Annotated in this window: 12 protein-coding genes and 1 pseudogene; all 13 read left to right on the top strand. The window is 71.2% G+C overall.

The window, feature by feature from the left end:
* Positions 1-729, top strand: coding sequence for a CIS tube protein (locus Q664_RS03265; protein ID WP_052517615.1), 729 nt, complete (start codon positions 1-3; stop codon positions 727-729).
* A 33-nt stretch (positions 730-762) separates the two neighbouring features.
* Complete coding sequence (locus tag Q664_RS58805; protein ID WP_160174323.1) at positions 763-936, top strand: hypothetical protein; 174 nt, start codon at positions 763-765, stop codon at positions 934-936.
* Between the two features lie 6 nt (positions 937-942).
* Positions 943-2,022 carry a phage late control D family protein gene (locus Q664_RS03260; RefSeq protein ID WP_043389760.1) on the top strand — a complete coding sequence of 360 codons (1,080 nt, stop codon included), beginning with the start codon at positions 943-945 and terminating at the stop codon, positions 2,020-2,022.
* Positions 2,019-2,822 (top strand): phage baseplate assembly protein V, encoded by an 804-nt coding sequence (locus Q664_RS03255; protein ID WP_043389758.1) that lies wholly within the window; start codon positions 2,019-2,021, stop codon positions 2,820-2,822. The genes Q664_RS03260 and Q664_RS03255 overlap by 4 nt, the downstream gene beginning before the upstream one ends.
* Positions 2,819-3,589 (top strand): hypothetical protein, encoded by a 771-nt coding sequence (locus Q664_RS03250; RefSeq protein ID WP_043389756.1) that lies wholly within the window; start codon positions 2,819-2,821, stop codon positions 3,587-3,589. The genes Q664_RS03255 and Q664_RS03250 overlap by 4 nt, the downstream gene beginning before the upstream one ends.
* 5 nt (positions 3,590-3,594) lie before the next feature.
* On the top strand, positions 3,595-3,987 hold the full coding sequence (locus Q664_RS03245; protein ID WP_043389754.1) for a GPW/gp25 family protein: 393 nt from the start codon (positions 3,595-3,597) through the stop codon (positions 3,985-3,987).
* Between the two features lie 8 nt (positions 3,988-3,995).
* On the top strand, positions 3,996-6,392 hold the full coding sequence (locus Q664_RS03240; RefSeq protein WP_052517614.1) for a baseplate J/gp47 family protein: 2,397 nt from the start codon (positions 3,996-3,998) through the stop codon (positions 6,390-6,392).
* Between the two features lie 524 nt (positions 6,393-6,916).
* On the top strand, positions 6,917-8,620 hold the full coding sequence (locus tag Q664_RS62580) for a phage tail protein (RefSeq protein WP_326938660.1): 1,704 nt from the start codon (positions 6,917-6,919) through the stop codon (positions 8,618-8,620).
* Between the two features lie 29 nt (positions 8,621-8,649).
* Complete coding sequence (locus Q664_RS03230) at positions 8,650-10,011, top strand: hypothetical protein (RefSeq protein WP_152621885.1); 1,362 nt, start codon at positions 8,650-8,652, stop codon at positions 10,009-10,011.
* Positions 10,008-11,312 carry a hypothetical protein gene (locus Q664_RS03225; RefSeq protein WP_043389751.1) on the top strand — a complete coding sequence of 435 codons (1,305 nt, stop codon included), beginning with the start codon at positions 10,008-10,010 and terminating at the stop codon, positions 11,310-11,312. Before Q664_RS03230 ends, Q664_RS03225 begins: the two co-directional genes overlap by 4 nt.
* Positions 11,313-11,346: 34 nt before the next feature.
* Positions 11,347-12,504: an IPT/TIG domain-containing protein gene (locus Q664_RS03220; protein WP_043389749.1), complete on the top strand. Its 1,158-nt coding sequence runs from the start codon at positions 11,347-11,349 to the stop codon at positions 12,502-12,504.
* 17 nt (positions 12,505-12,521) lie between these two features.
* Positions 12,522-13,787: a hypothetical protein gene (locus Q664_RS03215; protein WP_043389748.1), complete on the top strand. Its 1,266-nt coding sequence runs from the start codon at positions 12,522-12,524 to the stop codon at positions 13,785-13,787.
* Positions 13,774-15,445: pseudogene (locus tag Q664_RS62020) on the top strand (hypothetical protein); the annotation flags it as partial. The gene Q664_RS03215 and the pseudogene Q664_RS62020, both read left to right, overlap by 14 nt.

The following is a 15,445-nucleotide window of genomic DNA, read 5'->3' as shown; positions in this document are numbered from 1 at the left end:
ATGCCCCTGCCCACGGCACTCGCCAAGGCCCAGCTGCGCCAGATCGTCCATCTCGGGCCGAAGCAGATCCCTCCCGAGGTCAATCCCGACAACTGGGTGACGGTCCAGTTCAACCCCGAGACCCTCAAGGTCAGCCTGGCCAACCAGCTCAAGACGCCCGAGGGCAAGGGCGATCAGAACGGGACCGCGGCCCTGCAGTACGTGGGCGAGGGCACCACCAAGCTGTCGCTCCAGCTCTGGTTCGACGTCACCGACCCGGACACGCCCCCCGATGTGGAGGATGTCCGCCGGCTGACCCGGAAGGTCGCCTTCTTCATCACCCCGACGGAGATCACGAAGGAAGGTCAGGGCATCCCACCGGGCGTGCGCTTCATCTGGGGCTCGTTCCTCTTCGATGGGATCATGGAATCCATGGAGGAGTCGCTGGAGCTCTTCTCCGCGGATGGCCGCCCGCTCCGGGCGAGTGTGACGCTGGGGATCTCGCAGCAGCGGATCGATCCCTACCTCATCATCAAGTCCGACTCGCCCATCGTCGGGCCGGGCAACCGGCTCGCCGGCATCGAGCGCCTCACGCCCGCGAGGGAGGGCAGCAGCATGCAGAGCATGGCGGCGGGCGTGGGCCGGCATGCGGAGTGGTGGGAGATCGCCGAGGCCAACCGGATCGAGGATCCGCTGCGCATCCCCACGGGACAGCTGATCAACCTGAAGGCCAGCGGGCCAAAGCGCTAGGCCCGGGCCCCCACCCGCGAGAGGAACGGCACCATGCCCGTGGTCATCAACGAGTTCGAGGTCGTCCCCGAGCAACCTCCCTCGGCGTCCGCCAAGGGCAGACCGGAGCCTGGCGCCGAGCCCGTCTCCGAAGTCCAGAAGGCCACGGAGCTCCACCGGCTTCTCACGCGCGGCCGGGAGCGCCAACTGCGCGTCCGCGCGTACTGACCCGCCATGGCCGACGGAACCTACTCCACACAAGTGCTCGCCGCGCGCCCCACCTTCCACGTGGGTGGCCAGGAGATCGCCCCCCTGGGCGCCGGGCTGCTCGCGCTGGCCATCGAGGAGGACACCCAGGGGCTGTACCGGTGCGAGGCCACCTTCGGCAACTGGGGCGCCAGCGGCGGCGGCATCGGCTTCCTCTACTTCGACCGGAAGACGCTGGACTTCGGCAAGCCCTTCCAGGTGCGGCTCGGCCAGGACGTGCTCTTCGACGGGCTCATCACCGCGCTCGAGGGCCGCTTCCGCGACACGAGCCCCCCCGAGCTGTCGGTGCTCGCCGACGATCGGCTCCAGGATCTACGGATGACGCGGCGCACGCGCACCTTCAACGGCATCAGCGACGCGGACGTCATCCAGCAGCTCGCCTCGCAGCACGGACTGGGGGCCCGGGTGGACGTGCAGGGGCCCCAGCACGACGTGCTCGCCCAGATGAACCAGAGCGACCTCGCCTTCCTGCGCGAGCGGTGCCGGGCGGTGGACGCGGAGCTGTGGGTGGAGGACAGGACGCTGCATGCGCGGCCGCGCACCGATCGCGCGGCCGGGTCCTCCCTGTCGCTGGGCCTGGGAAACGAGCTGCGCGAGTTCACCGTGCTCGCGGACCTGGCCGGGCAACGCACCTCGGTGACGGTGAGTGGCTGGGACGTGCGGGCCAAGAAGGAGCTGAAGTACGAGGCCCGGGACGCCGTCCTCGGCGGGGAGCTGGACGGAGGGAAGAGCGGCGCGAGCCTGCTCTCCTCGGCCTTCGGAGAGCGCGCGGAGGTGCTCGTCCACACGGTGCCCCTGGGGCATGCGGAGGCGAGGGCTCGCGCGGAGTCCTTCTTCAAGCTGGGAGCACGGCGCTTCGTCACCGGCCGCGGCACCGCCCAGCCGACGTCCGGGTTGCGCGTGGGCACCCGCGTGGAGCTGCGGGGGCTGGGGGCGCTCTTCAACGGCAAGTACTACGTCACCGGGGTGAAGCACCTCTTCGATGGAACGAATGGGCTGCGCACCGAGTTCACCGCCGAGCGCCCGGCACTGGGAGGAAGCGCATGAGTGGGCACCCTGCATTCGAGGCCATCATCGACGAGCGGGTACCCGAAGGGCTCGGGGGGCGCATGTACGGCCTCTACCCGGCGCTCGTCACGGACGTGAGCGATCCGGACAGCCAGGGCCGCGTGAAGGTGGTGCTGCCCTGGGCACCGGACCCGAGCGGCGGGCGCTACGAGGCCTGGGCCCGCCTGGCCACCCTCATGGCCGGCAACGGGCGCGGCACCTGGTTCATCCCGGACGTCAACGACGAGGTGCTGGTGGGCTTCGAGGCGGGAGATCCCCGCCGCCCCTATGTGCTGGGCGCGCTCTGGAATGGCAGTGACGCCCCGCCCGAGTCCATGGACGGAGCGGGGCGCAACGCGCGCAAGGTCATCCACTCGCGCAACGGGGTGACGCTCACCCTGGATGACACGGACGGCCAGGAGTCGCTCGTGCTCCAGACGCCCGCGGGCCAGACGGTGACACTCAAGGACGGGCCCGGCTCCATCGAGGTGAAGGACGCCAACGGCAACACGGTGAAGCTGGAGTCCTCCGGCATCACCCTCACCACCTCGTCGAAGCTGTCGGTGAGCGCCAGCACGGTGGAGATCTCCGCCGCGTCCAAGCTGTCGGTGACCTCCGGTGCGGTGGAGTTCTCCGCCAGCTCGTTCAAGGTGACCTCCGGTACGGTGGAGCTGTCCGCCGGTTCCATCTCGGCGAGCGCCGGCATCTCCAAGTTCGCCGGGCTCTTGCGCGCGGACGCCGTGATGACCAACAGCGTCATCGGCACCACGTACACGCCGGGAGGAGGCAACACCCTATGAAGGCGCCGCCCATCCCACCCATCCAGTGGCTGAGCGCCGCCACGTTGTGGGACCCCAACGTGAAGGACGATCCGGTGAAACAGAACGTCCCCCTCCTGCTGCGCTTCGTCTCCGAGCGCTTCATGGAGGAGTTGAGCACCCGGCTCCAGACCCCGCCGGTGCCGGACCTGTCCGGGTTGATCGCCGTCCCGGAGCCCCCCCCCGCCGAGCCCAAGCCCACTCCGGAGCTCAAGCTGTACCTGCCCGTGCATGGGCGCCTCTACCTGGTGACGGCGAGGCTGGTCTGCCAGATTGGCAGGGAGTCCGACTACATCCCCAACACTGGCAAGGGCGATGAGGTGGGCTTCGTGGTGCGCCGCCCGCGCGCGACGGGGGGTGAGGACGCCTGGGTGTCGCCGCCGCGGCATGACGTGGAGCCCTCCTGGCTCGAGGTCCCCGGGGATGGACGGAAGCGGCTCGCGCCCCACGAGGTGCTGTTCTCCCTGTTCCCGCTGTCCTTCGGCACCGGCGAGCGGCGCCGCCGGTTGCTGATGGGCCTCGTGCCCGCGGGCTCCCGCGCCACGTTCGCCGCCGCGAAACCTCCCGGCGATGGCAAGTACGTCATCCGCCTCGTCTGGCACCGCACCGTGGAGGGCGAGGGGCCCGAGCTGCCGCCCCTGATCAGTGCCCCCTCGGAGCCCTTCGTGCTGGCGGAGCTGGAAGATCCGGACGCCCCCCACTGGCCCGGCACTCCTCCTTTTCACAAGGTTTCCCAAGCCGAGAGGTGAGAGCCATGGACGCCGGAAGTCTGCTGGGACGAGGCATTGGCTTCCCACCGCGGGTGGGCCCCGACGGGCGCCTGCGCTGGTCCGAGGGCGAGCGCAACGTGCGCGAGTCCATCCAGATCATCCTGACCACCGAGCAGCGCGAGCGCATCATGCAGCCCGACTTCGGCGGGGGACTGGGCACCTTCCTCTTCGAGCCCAACACCGTGGCCACCCGCCACCGTCTGGAGGAGCGCATCTCCCAGACGCTGGCGCTGTGGGAGCCCCGCATCCAGGTGCAGTCCGTCACCGTCGAGGCGGACCCGGCCGATGCCCGCACCGCCGTGGCCACCATCACCTACCGGCTCGTCGCCACCCAGGCGCTCGAGCGCGTCAGCGTCGGCGTGTCGCTCGCCGGATAGGAGCCCCCATGCCCTTGAGCGTCCCCAGCCTGGACATCCGCCGCTACCAGGAGCTGCTCGACGAGGCGCTGGCGCGCATCCCCGTCCACAATCCCGAGTGGACGAACTTCAACAAGAGCGACCCGGGCGTCACCCTCATCGAGCTCTTCGCCTTCCTGACGGAGAGCCTCCTCTACCGCGCCAACCAGATACCGGAGCGCAACCGCAGGAAGTTCCTCTCCCTGCTCGGCCTCCCGCTGCAACCGGCCACCTCCGCGCGGGGGCTCGTCACCCTCTCCAATGAGCGGGGACCCCTCCAGGTCTTCACGCTCGGCGAGGGCGTGGAGATGCACGCGGGGCAGGTGCCCTTCCGCACCACGCGCGCGCTGGACGTGCTGCCCATCGAGACCCGGGTCTTCTACAAGAAGCGTGTCACTCCCCCGCCCGAGACGCGTGAGTACTACGAGCAGCTCTACGCCTCCTTCCGCACCCAGGCCACCCCACCCGAGCTGCTCCAGTACAGGACCACCCCCTTCCCCACGCGCCCCGGCGCTCCGGTGGACCTGAGCACCGAGGCGATCGACAACTCCCTCTGGGTGGCCCTGCTGCTGCGCCCGGTGGACAAGCCCTACGGCAGGGAGCAGTTCCAGCAGGTGCGCGAGGAGCTCAAGGGCCGCACGCTCAGCCTCGGCCTCGTGCCCGCCAGGAGCGCCGACGAAGCCGGCCCGCGGCTGCTCCCGGGCGGACTGGAGAACCCCCAGTCGCGGCTGAAACTGCTCGTGCAGCTCCCCACCCCGGGTGCCCTTCCGAAGGAGCAGGAGAAGCGCAACGCACGCTACGACACCATCGCCAGCGAGAACGTGCCCACGGAGCCCACGGTCATCGAGGTGCCCCTGCCCGCCGCCAGCGAGAATCTCACCTCGTGGTTCGACCTGGAGCCGCTCGAGAAGGGGATCCGCGACTTCCCGCCCCTGCTCGAGGACGAGGATCAGGAGCGGCGTGTCATCACCTGGCTGCGCATCACCAGTCCCCCGCCCGCCCGGTTGAGGCTGCTCTGGGTGGGATTCAATGTCTCGGAGGTGAGCCAGCGGGCCCAGGTGCGCCGCGAGCCCCTGCCCCCGGGCACCGGCGAGCCGGACCAGCAGGTGAAGCTCGCGCGGGCGCCGGTGCTGCCCGGGAGCGTGCGGCTCACCGTCACCGTCAACGGCAAGTCCGAGCCGTGGGAGGAGCTCGACGATCTGGCGGCCGCGGGACCAGAGGTGGCCGTGGTGGATCCCCGCCAGCCCCCGGGAACCCCGCCGCCGGCTGACGCGCCCGTGAAGGTCTTCGCGGTGGATCCCGAGTCGGGAACCCTCCGCTTCGGCGATGGGGTGCACGGGGCCCGGCCTCCCAGGGGAGCGGAGCTGCGTGTGGACTATGACCATGGCGTGGGCCGCGCGGGCAACGTGAACGCGGGCACCATCACCAGCGCCCCCACGCTGCCCGCCGGCCTCAAGGTCACCAACCCGCTGCCCACCTGGGGCGGCGCGGACGCGGAGACGGTGGCCGAGGGGGAGAAGCAGCTCCCTCGCCACCTCCAGCACCGCGAGCGGCTGGTGAGCCAGCAGGACTTCGAGACCATCACCTCGCGCACGCCGGGCGTGAACCTGGGGCGCGTGGAGGTGCTGCCCGCCTGCAAGCCGCAGTCGAACGAGCCCGGCCATGACGCCGGCGCCGTCACCGTCGTCGTCATTCCGCGGAACGAGTCGGAGCCGCCCCCGGCGCCGGGAGGGCCGGATCCCCTGCTCGACGCGGTCGCGTGCTGGCTGGCCCCCCGGCGGCTCGTCACCACGGAGATCTTCGTGCGGCGGCCGGAGTTCGTCCCCCTGCGGCTCTCCGTGGGCATCAACCTGGAGGCCGGCGCGACGTTCGTCTCCGTCCGCACCGCGGTGGAGCAGGCCCTGCGCGACTTCCTGTCCCCGCTGCCCGAGCCGGACACGGACAGACCCGACGCGCGCCGGGGCTGGCCGCTGCGCCGGTCCGTGGTGGCGCCGGAGCTGGAGGCCGTGGTCAGCCGGGTGAAGGGCGTGGCCTGGGGACAGGTACGGCTGGCCCGGACGGACAGCGGCGAGCTGAATGAGGTGCCGCTCGAGAAACTGCAGCTACCGAGCGTGGCCAGCCTCGTCGTGGTCGCGGGCGAGGCGCCCCTCCTGGAGAAGCCGGACTCCACCCCCCCCCGTGACACCCGGCCCCATCCCCGTTCCCGTTCCCCCGCAGCCTCCGCTGCCCGTCCCCGCCATTCCCGAGGAGTGCACGTAACGTGGACGCCAACGGCACCCGCTATCACCTGCTGCTCGGGCGCGACGACTGGGCGAGCTGCTACGTCCAGGGAAACGACCCGGACAACACCCTCTGGAAGGGGGACGGCGCGGTGCGGCCACCGGTGAAATGGGATGGCGAGCGCTCCGAGCTCATCCTGTGGCCCCGGCTGTACCGGTTCGTGGTGGAGGACCCGCCCGGGACATCCACCCAGCCGGCGGCGGTGAAACCCGAGGAGCGCCGTGGCGCCGGGCGCGATCAGTTCGGCAACACGTACTGGGTGGATGATGCGTGCACGTCCATCCGCGTGCAGTCCAGCGGCTCCGGGAAGAGCAGCGTCTTCTGGTCCGTGGAGCCGCCGGCAGCGCCTCCCGCCGCGGCCCCGGGCGAGTTCGGTCCGGTGTGCGCGCCTCCGGCGTCGACGAAGCAGCGCCTCGGCGGGCTGGCCGTCACCCCGCACCATTACCTGGTGGTGGGGACCCACGCACCGGCGGGGCTGCTCGTCTTCGATCTTCATGCCGGCGGCCCGCCCCTGGAGCTGCGCTGGCCACCCGAGGTGCCCTTCGCCCCCTTCGATCTCGCGCCCACGCCCGAGGGGGGAGTGCTGGTGCTCGACCGGGCCCACCGCTGCTACTGGAGGCTGGACGCGGGCATGAACGTGGTGCGCGCCAACCCCCAGCACACGCCAGCGGAGGAGCTCTTCCAGCCCGTGGGCGGGCAACCCCTCACGGGGAGCCGCCCCTTCGTCTTCCCCGCGCTCTCGTCACGAGACGCGACGCAGCTGCCGCCAGCGGAGGACTTCATCGCGCTGGAAGCGCTCCCGGACGAACGCGTGCTCCTGCTCCAGGTGAGCCAGGTCCTCGTGTACCGGGATGGTGCCTCCTCGGGGGAAGTCCTCACCCTGTCCCTGGGTGACATCCTCGAGGAGGGCGCCGCCTTCACCCTCCAGGCCCATGACTTCGCCTACGTGCCGGCGGAGAGGAGCGGGGAGCCCGGCCGGCTCGCGGTGGTCGCCGTGGACGGCAACCAGGCCTTCGTCTTCAGCCTGGACCTCAGCGGCGGCCAGGCCCGCCTCACTCCGCTGCCCGAGTACCTGCCCATGAGACTGTTCGAAGGCAGGGCCCTGGTGAGCGCCCAGGGGCGGCTCTTCTATGACATGGACGGGGGCTTCATCCCGCTCGTCGCCCAGCGGCTCCCGCGCTACGAGAAGAAGGCCGTCCTGCTCACCGAGCCCAAACGCCTCGATGGCCGCCAGCCCGGCTGCGTCTGGCACCGCCTCTTCCTCGACGCCTCCATCCCTCCGGGAACCTCCGTCCAGGTGCGCAGCCGCGCGGCCGACACGCCACTGGAGTTGATGAACACGCCCTTCTCCCAGGAGCCGGAGCCCTACCTGCGCTCCACCGGCCCGGAGCTCCCCTTCGCGCCTGGCGTCTCCGGTGAGCACCGCGGCACCTGGGAGCTGCTCTTCCAGCACCCGCGCGGACGCTACCTCCAGCTCGAGCTCACCCTGTGCGGCACGGGCGGCGTCACGCCTCGCCTCCGGGCCCTGCGCGCGTACTACCCCCGCACCTCGTACGCCGAGCGCTTCCTGCCCGCCATCTACCGGGAGGACTCGGACTCGGTCGGCTTCCTGGAACGCTTCCTCGCCAACCTGGAAGGCATCCTCACCCCCATCGAGGATCGCATCGCCGCGGCGCAGGTGCTCTTCGACGCGCGCAGCGCCCCGGCCGAGGCACTGGAGTGGCTGGCGGGCTGGTTGGGCTTGGCGTTCGACCCGGCCTGGGAGAAGGAGGAGCGCCGCCGCCGGCTCCTCATCCGCCACGCCCATACCTTCTTCCAGTGGCGCGGCACGCCCCGGGGCCTGCGCATGGCGCTGCGGCTGGCGCTCGACGAGCGGCCCGACGCCTCCCTCTTCGAGGAGCAGGAGGATCCCCTCCGCTCCCCCATCCGCATCGACGAGCACTTCCGCTCCGCGCGCGGAGCCCGGTCCTCGAAGGCCACCGCGCACCGCTTCACCGTCTTCATCCCCGTGCCCCGGGAGGTGACGGAGGAGCAGCTCGACACGCTCCTGGCCCGGGCCCGGCGCGTGGTGGAGTTGGAGAAGCCGGCCCACACCGTGTTCGACGTGCGCTTCTACTGGGCCATGTTCCGCGTGGGCGAGGCACGCCTGGGCGTGAACACCCCCGTCAGCCTGGGCAGCCGCGCGCCAGAGGCCCGGCGCGCGGTGGTGCTCGGACGCGCTCACCTGGCGGAGGCCTTCCTGCACCCGAGACCCGGACACGCCGCCGCCGGCCAATGGGAGCTCGGGCGTCATCAGCTCACACACCATTCCACCCCTGGAGGGGAGCTCCGATGAGCGCAACGTTCGGATCCGCGTCCACATCCGTGCCAACGAAGTCCACGGATCCCACCAAACACGTCAACTACGTGCTGGGCATGGTCCTGGGCCAGGACGACTTCACCCAGGAGTTCTCCTACCTCTCCGAGCGGGATCGCTGGCTGGTGCGCGAGCTGCTCGGGTACGGGACGGCGTGGGGACTCGCCGTGCAGTGCAGGAAGGCGGACAAGAAGGAGCCCCCCGAGCTCGAGGTCATGGTGGCGCCGGGCGTGGCGGTGAGTCCCAGTGGTCAGCTCATCCGCGTGACGCCCGCCCAGTGCGCCTCCCTCCATGGCTGGCTGGCCGCGCACTCCGAGGAGGTGCAGAAGCGGATCTGGAAGATGGAGGGCTCCGACACCGACAACGTGGCGGCCCTGCGGCTGTACGTGGTGCTCGGCTACCGCGAGCTGGAAACAGACAAGGTTCCCATTCCCGGCGAGCCCTGCCGCTCCGAGGATGACGTGATGGCGCCATCGCGCCTCACCGACGGCTTCCGCCTGGAGCTGCGGTTCGATCCACCCGAGCAGGCCGAGGAGCAGGGCATCCGCGAGCTCATGCGGTGGCTCCAGTTGCACCTCGAGCCCAACCCCCTCGCGGCAGGCACCACGCCCGCCACCCTCGATGAATTCCTCGGTGCGCTGCGCACGCAGTGGGGCGGGAAGGAACAGCCCGCGCCGCCGAAGAAGCAGGTGATTCCCCCCGGGGAGCTCGAGGCCTACCTGCGCGCGGCCTTCCGCGTCTGGGTGACGGAGCTGCGGCCGGAAGCGCGCCCCACCAGCGACGAGGCGAAGAAGGTCGAGGACGTGGTGCTGCTCGCCGGGCTGGACCTGCCCTTCATCCTCGAGGGCGGCCAGCAGGGCACCTGGGAGCTCGCCACCACCGACCCCGAGCAGGTGCACCTGAGCGAGGAGCAACGGCCCCTGTTGCTGAGCCTGCGTCTGCTCCAGGAGTGGCTGCTCCGGGGGCTCTTCATCCCGGTGGGAGCACCTCCCGTGGCGCCGCAGCCACAGCCCAAACCCGCCCCTCCCGTCTACGAGGTCGTCGCGGCGGGCGTCGTCAAGGGCATCGACGAGCCCGGCCGGGAGGACACCTACGGCGACCTGCGTGCCCTCTGGACCAAGGACGGAGAGGTCGTCTTCACCTTCGAGGACTACGAGGATCCGCAGTTCCGGCAGAGCTACATCGTCAAGGTGCTCCCGAAGGGCTGCGAGGCCGTGATGCCGCCCACCGTCATCTTCTGCGGCTACATGAAGCAGGGCTTCGTCGTCAGGGTCTTCGAGCCGAACGGCAAGCCCATGGCCGCGAAGAAGATCGAGCAGCTCGAGTTCATCATCGAGGTGAGCACCTTCCCGCTCGGAGGCATGCCATGAGCGTCCGGCTCGACACGCCGTACCTCGAGGACGGCATCCTCTCCACCCACTTCTTCAACGGCCGGCTGCTGTCCGGGGAGGATCTGCGCCAGGAGCAACTGGCGCGCGGGGAGTGGCTGAAGCTGCTGGGCCGCTCCGTCGGCGAGGGCATCGTCCACGGCCTGGAGGTGTCGGCGCCGCTCGGCGCGAACTCGACGGCGAAGCTCTCGGTGAAGGTCGGCCCCGGGCTGGCACTCAACCGCGAAGGCCAGGCGCTCGTGTTGCGCGACGCGGTGGATGTCTTGCTGGGCCCGGCCGGAAAACCGCGGAGCGTGTCCACCACCGGCTCGGGCGATTTCCAGGACTGCCGCCCATCCGCGGACCTCTCCGTCACGGGCACGGGCCTGTACCTGCTCACCCTCGCTCCGGACGAGGGCTACGTGGGACGGGCGCCCGTGAGCGGCCTCGGTCCCAACGAGCCGGCGTGCAACGCCAAGCAGCGCGTCGCGGGCGTGCGCTTCCGGCTGCTCAAGCTGAAGTTCGACGCGCCCGACCCCAAGGCGCCACGCCTGCGCAACCAGGTGGCCCACCTGTGCTTCGGCACGAAGGATCCCCGGCGGCTCGGCGCACTCGTCCACCCCTTCGGGAACCCCCCGGAGCGCTACGGACTGCTGGATGACCACCGGCGGCCCGACGCCCTCACCGACCAGGAGGTGCCGCTGGCCCTCCTCTATTGGCAGGAGAGCTTCGGCATCCATTTCATGGACATGGGCGCGGTGCGCCGCCGCCCGACACGCGTGGAGCACACCGGGCGCTGGGCCCCGTTGCTGGGCGAGCGGCGCGCGAGCGAGGCCGAGGCCGTGCTGCTCCAGTTCCAGGAGCACCTCCAGGCGCTGCTGGACATGAGCGCTCCCGAGAAGGTGAGGGCCACGAAGTACTTCGACTACCTGCCGCCGGCCGGCGTGCTGCCGCTCAAGCTCGGCTCCTTCAAGGGCTTCAGCGCCGAGACCTTCTTCCAGGGAATCCCCTGGCGCCAGTACGTCATTGACGGGGACCACCTGGAGCCACTGCTGCGCCAATCCCTGGCCCATGCCCCCATCGAGCTGGCCCGGGACCCCGAGACGGCCCCGCGGGAGTTCCTCTGGGTCTACCTCATCCGCCAGAACCAGCAAGCCGTGTCCGAGGGCCAGGGCGTACAGCCCTACCTCGTCTTCGCCAGCGGACACCTGCCCTACCGGGGCGACGCGCGGGCGGATGTCGCGCGCGCGGAGTACGCCCATGTTGCCATCCCCAGGCCCGGCGAGGAGCCGCCGGCGGGGTGAGGCCCTCCACACCCAACCCACGAGGGACACGCGCATGTCGCCACCGTATTCGAAGATCGAGCCCGGCAGTCTCATCACGGCCGAGCTCCTCAACAGCATGCTCAAGCAGTTGGAGGAGCACGAGCAGCGCCTGGATCAGCTCGAGTCCGCCCTGCCCGGCGGCAAGGCCGGCGTGGCCATCACCGCCATCTTTCCCACCGTCCCGGTGCGGGTGGGCGAGGAGCTGCGCCTGGTGGGCCGCAACTTCGGCCTGCCGATGAACAACGTCGTCACCCTGGCGGGCAAACGGGTGGAGCAGTTCAACCCCGGCAGCAGCGACACGCAGCTGCTCTTCACCGTGAAGCCCCTGCCGGGCCTCGGCGAGCAGAGCACCCCGGTGCAGCTCACCGTGAGCAACCCCCTGGGCTTCGCCTCCGCCACCGTCATCGTCGCCCCCGCGGCGCCCGCCGAGCCCACGGGCCAGGTGATGATCAGCCTCACGGGCGCACCCCAGGTGCACATCCTGAAGGCGGGTCAGAGCTACGACTTCATCTACACCGTCACCGTCCTCACCAACATGGACGAGACCTTCACCTTCACCCCCCTCGTGGAGCCGGCCTGGCGCGCCCGCGTGGTGGATGAGCAGGAGCAGGTGCTGGAACCCGCCGCGCTCCTCATCGGCCAGGGGCAGGCACCACTGGGCACCTCGGAAAAGGTCCGCGTCCGGCTGACCATTCCCCCCGAGCTGCCCGATGACTCCTCGGCACGGCTGCGGCTGGAAGCCGTCTCCCAGCGCAACCCCAAGCTCCGCGGCTCCTCGGGCGAGCAGCACCTCAAGGTGGGCGCCAGGCCTCCCCTGCAAGCGGACTTCCCGCTCGCCCTGCTCGGCGTGCGCGAGGGCGCCACCCTGAAGGAAAACGAGGTGGTGGTGGACCCCCGGAAGCGTGACGCCAGACTGGACTTCCAGGCGCAGTTCCTGGAGCGCGGCGACTACCGCCTCGAGCCCTCCGTGGAGGGAGACCCGGGCGGCCACTGGAAGATCTCCCTCCAGTTCGGCAACCGGCTCTCGGTGGAGGGGCCGGGCTTCGTCAGGCTCAAGGCCCGGCTGTCCGCCGACAACATGGCCACGACGGCGGAGCTCAAGCTGCGCATCGTCTCGGAGAGCCGTCCCGGCGTGGCGAGCGAGGTGTCCCACCGTATCCGTCTGGCCTGAACACAGGAGGTGTCACCATGAGGGCTTGGAAGAAACTGCTGCTGTTGGGACTCGCGCTGCTGCCCGCACGGGCGCTCGCTCAGCGCCTGTGCTTCCCAGAGGCCACCACGCCCCCGGGCAGCGGCGTGAGCACCCCCACGCTGGACGGCAAGGTGCAAGGAGACGTGGGGTGGAGCAACGCCTTCCGTTACGTCTTCCAGGGCCCCGCCAGCGGTCCCCACGCCGCCATGCAGGGACTGCGCAAGGGCTCGGACCTGTACCTCTCCTTCGAAGTGGAGGACGACTCGGGCTTCGACCAGGACGACACCCTCGTGCTGGCCTTCCGCCCCGTGGGGACGGATCAGTACCGGCTCATCGACATCTCCCCCGTGTCTCCCGGGGTGGGCAGCGTCACCGACAAGGCGCCCCTCGAGGTGACGGCCTGGAAGGTCACGGGCACCCCCCAATCCGTCGACTGGAGCAAGGCCACCCCCAGCGCCCATCCCGAGTGGATCGAGGCACGGATGGCCACCTCTGGCGACGGAACGGCACGCAAGGCCTGGACCGTCGAGCTCCGGCTGCCGGACATCTCCCGCACCGAACAGGGGCTGGCGCTGGGCGGGGTCGAGGAGTTCGACTTCCATGCCGCCGTGCTCGTGGACGGGGACCCGGCCGTGGCCCTGGTGTGGCCGCCTGGCGCTCCAGCTCCGGAGGCCGAGGAGCGCCCGGCCAGCACCGCCCCCCCCACCACCTGGCGCAGGGCGTACCTGAAGGACACGGGCTGCGGCGGCGTGTCCCTCGGCCCCGACGACATCCGGACCCTGGAGGACCCCGGAAGCACGATCGACTTCCAGAAGCCCAACCGGCTCGTGGCCACCGTCCACAACGCCTCGGTGAGCACCGCGGGGCTCGCCGCCGAGGCCGAGGGAGTCACCGCCACCTTCCTCGTCTCCAACGAGGGCGTCACGGCCCAGGGCTACAGCCCCTGGCAGCTCCTCCCCGCCCCTGGCAACCCCACGCCCCGGATGACGATACCCGCCGAGGGCAGCCAGTCCTTCTCCACCGGGGAATGGATGGCGACGCAGGAGCAGCTCGACGCCTACGAGTCACATCCCGAGCAGGTCGTGCTCGTGGAATTGGACGCGCAACCGGGCTCGGGCACGTACCTCGCCCACCGGAGCGCCTGGCGGAACATGCGGTTCGGGGAGGGGGGATGCAACAAGGCCGGAGGAGCCCTGGGGGCCGTCACGCTGGGACTGTTCGTGCTCGGCATCATGCGCCGGAGGCGCAATGGGGAGGCATGAGGGGCACCGGCCCGGGGAAGCCGTCATCGGCCGGTTGCGCGTGCGCGGCGGCGGCTGCGAGCCGCTCTCCGCCCGGCTGCGGCTGGAAGGGCTGCTGAGCACCCTGGACTTCTCTCCGGGAGGACCGCCTCCCTCGGCCATCGTCTGCATCCACAGGATGGAGGATCCGAGGCCCCGCACGTTGCGCCTGCACCGGTACGAGCCGCGCCCTCCGGCCGAGTGGGAGCAGGCGTTCCGGGAGTCGCTGCGCGAGCGGCTCGCCCGTGCGGCGAGGCCCGTTGGGGGAGCCCTGCCCGGCGAGGCCCGGGCCGTCGTCTTCGCGGACCCGGCCGAGCTGTACGCCTGTCTCGCGAGCGACCTGGGCTCCGGCCAGGCCGCCTCGCGCTGGTGGTGGGCGAGCCTCTTTCGCGGCTCGGACCCGTACCGGGCGCTGGTGGCGGAGTGGACGCGGGCACCGGAGTACGTCCCGGCCTCGCTGGACCTGGTGGCCCGGTGGGGCCGCGCGGAGGCCTTCCTCCGGCGCCTGGGTGAGACAGAGGCCCGCGAACTCCTGGCGCGGGTGAACCGGCGCTTCGGCCTGCGGGCCCTGGAGGACGCACTGGCGGGGGGACGCGCGGAGCTCCCGGTGGAGCCCCCCGGAGAGCTACGGGCAGGAGCGGGGACTCGGGAGGCGCCAGATGTTGGCACGGGGGAGTCGCCGTGGCGGCGCTGGGCTCCCGAGGTGGATTCGGCGGTGCTGGGGCTCGAGCCGGCGACCCTGCTGGGGGTGGCGCTGATGATCCGCCGTGCCCCTCGGGTGATCGACCTGCCCGGTACCGCGGCGGCGGTGGCCGGATGGCGGGAGCGGATGCGCGGCCCCTCGGGAGAAGTGCGCTCGGGAGAAGTGCGCTCGGGAGAAGTGCGCTCGGGAGGACGCTCCGGCCCCGTGCCCGGCGAGGGTCCGGCCCTGGCGATGGCACGAGCCACGTCCCCTGGGTCCACGCCCGCGAAGCCCCCGCCACACCAGCCCCGCGACTCCGGCCGGGAGGAACCTCGCGACCCGGCCGCACCACCCGCGAATACGAAGGTCGCGCACGTCCCACCCGCGCAGCGCCTGCCCACGCCCTCCCGGTGGCCACGGCTCCCGCGTACGGACGACACGAGCGGCATCGCGGCGGTGTCCCCCATCTCCACGGAGGAACCGCTCGAGGCCGGAGCGCCCTCCCGGACTCCATCCCCTCCGGCCAGGACCGGGGCACACGCCGGGCGCCCGTCCACCCTCCCCGCCACCGCGGAGCCCTCTCCCACGCAAGAAGGCCACCAGGATCCTGCCGGGGCATACGCCCGGACATCCGCTCCCTCCTCCGCGTTCGCGGACATGCCGCGCGCCGAGCCTCGGCCCTGCGTTTCCTTCCGCGAGGCGCTCGCGCCTCCTTCGGAGTCCACCACCCCGTCGGGCGGGAGTCCCTCGCCTTCGGCTCCCACCGGGCTCGACTCCGCGCACGGAACGCCCGCCCCACGCACTCCTCTTCACGCCTCCCCACCCCATGCCGGGCCCAAGCCCCGCGTTTCCTTCCGCGAGGCGCTCGCACCACCTCCCGCACCGGCGTGGCCATCGGAGGGGAAGCCTTCGCACGCGGTTTCCACCGGGCCCGACTCCGCGCACGGAACACCCGCCC

The sequence above is a fragment of the Archangium violaceum Cb vi76 genome, from assembly GCF_000733295.1.
Classification (GTDB): domain Bacteria; phylum Myxococcota; class Myxococcia; order Myxococcales; family Myxococcaceae; genus Archangium; species Archangium violaceum.
The sequence above is the reverse complement of the archived record's forward strand: the minus strand, read 5'-3'. Positions and strand labels throughout refer to the sequence as shown.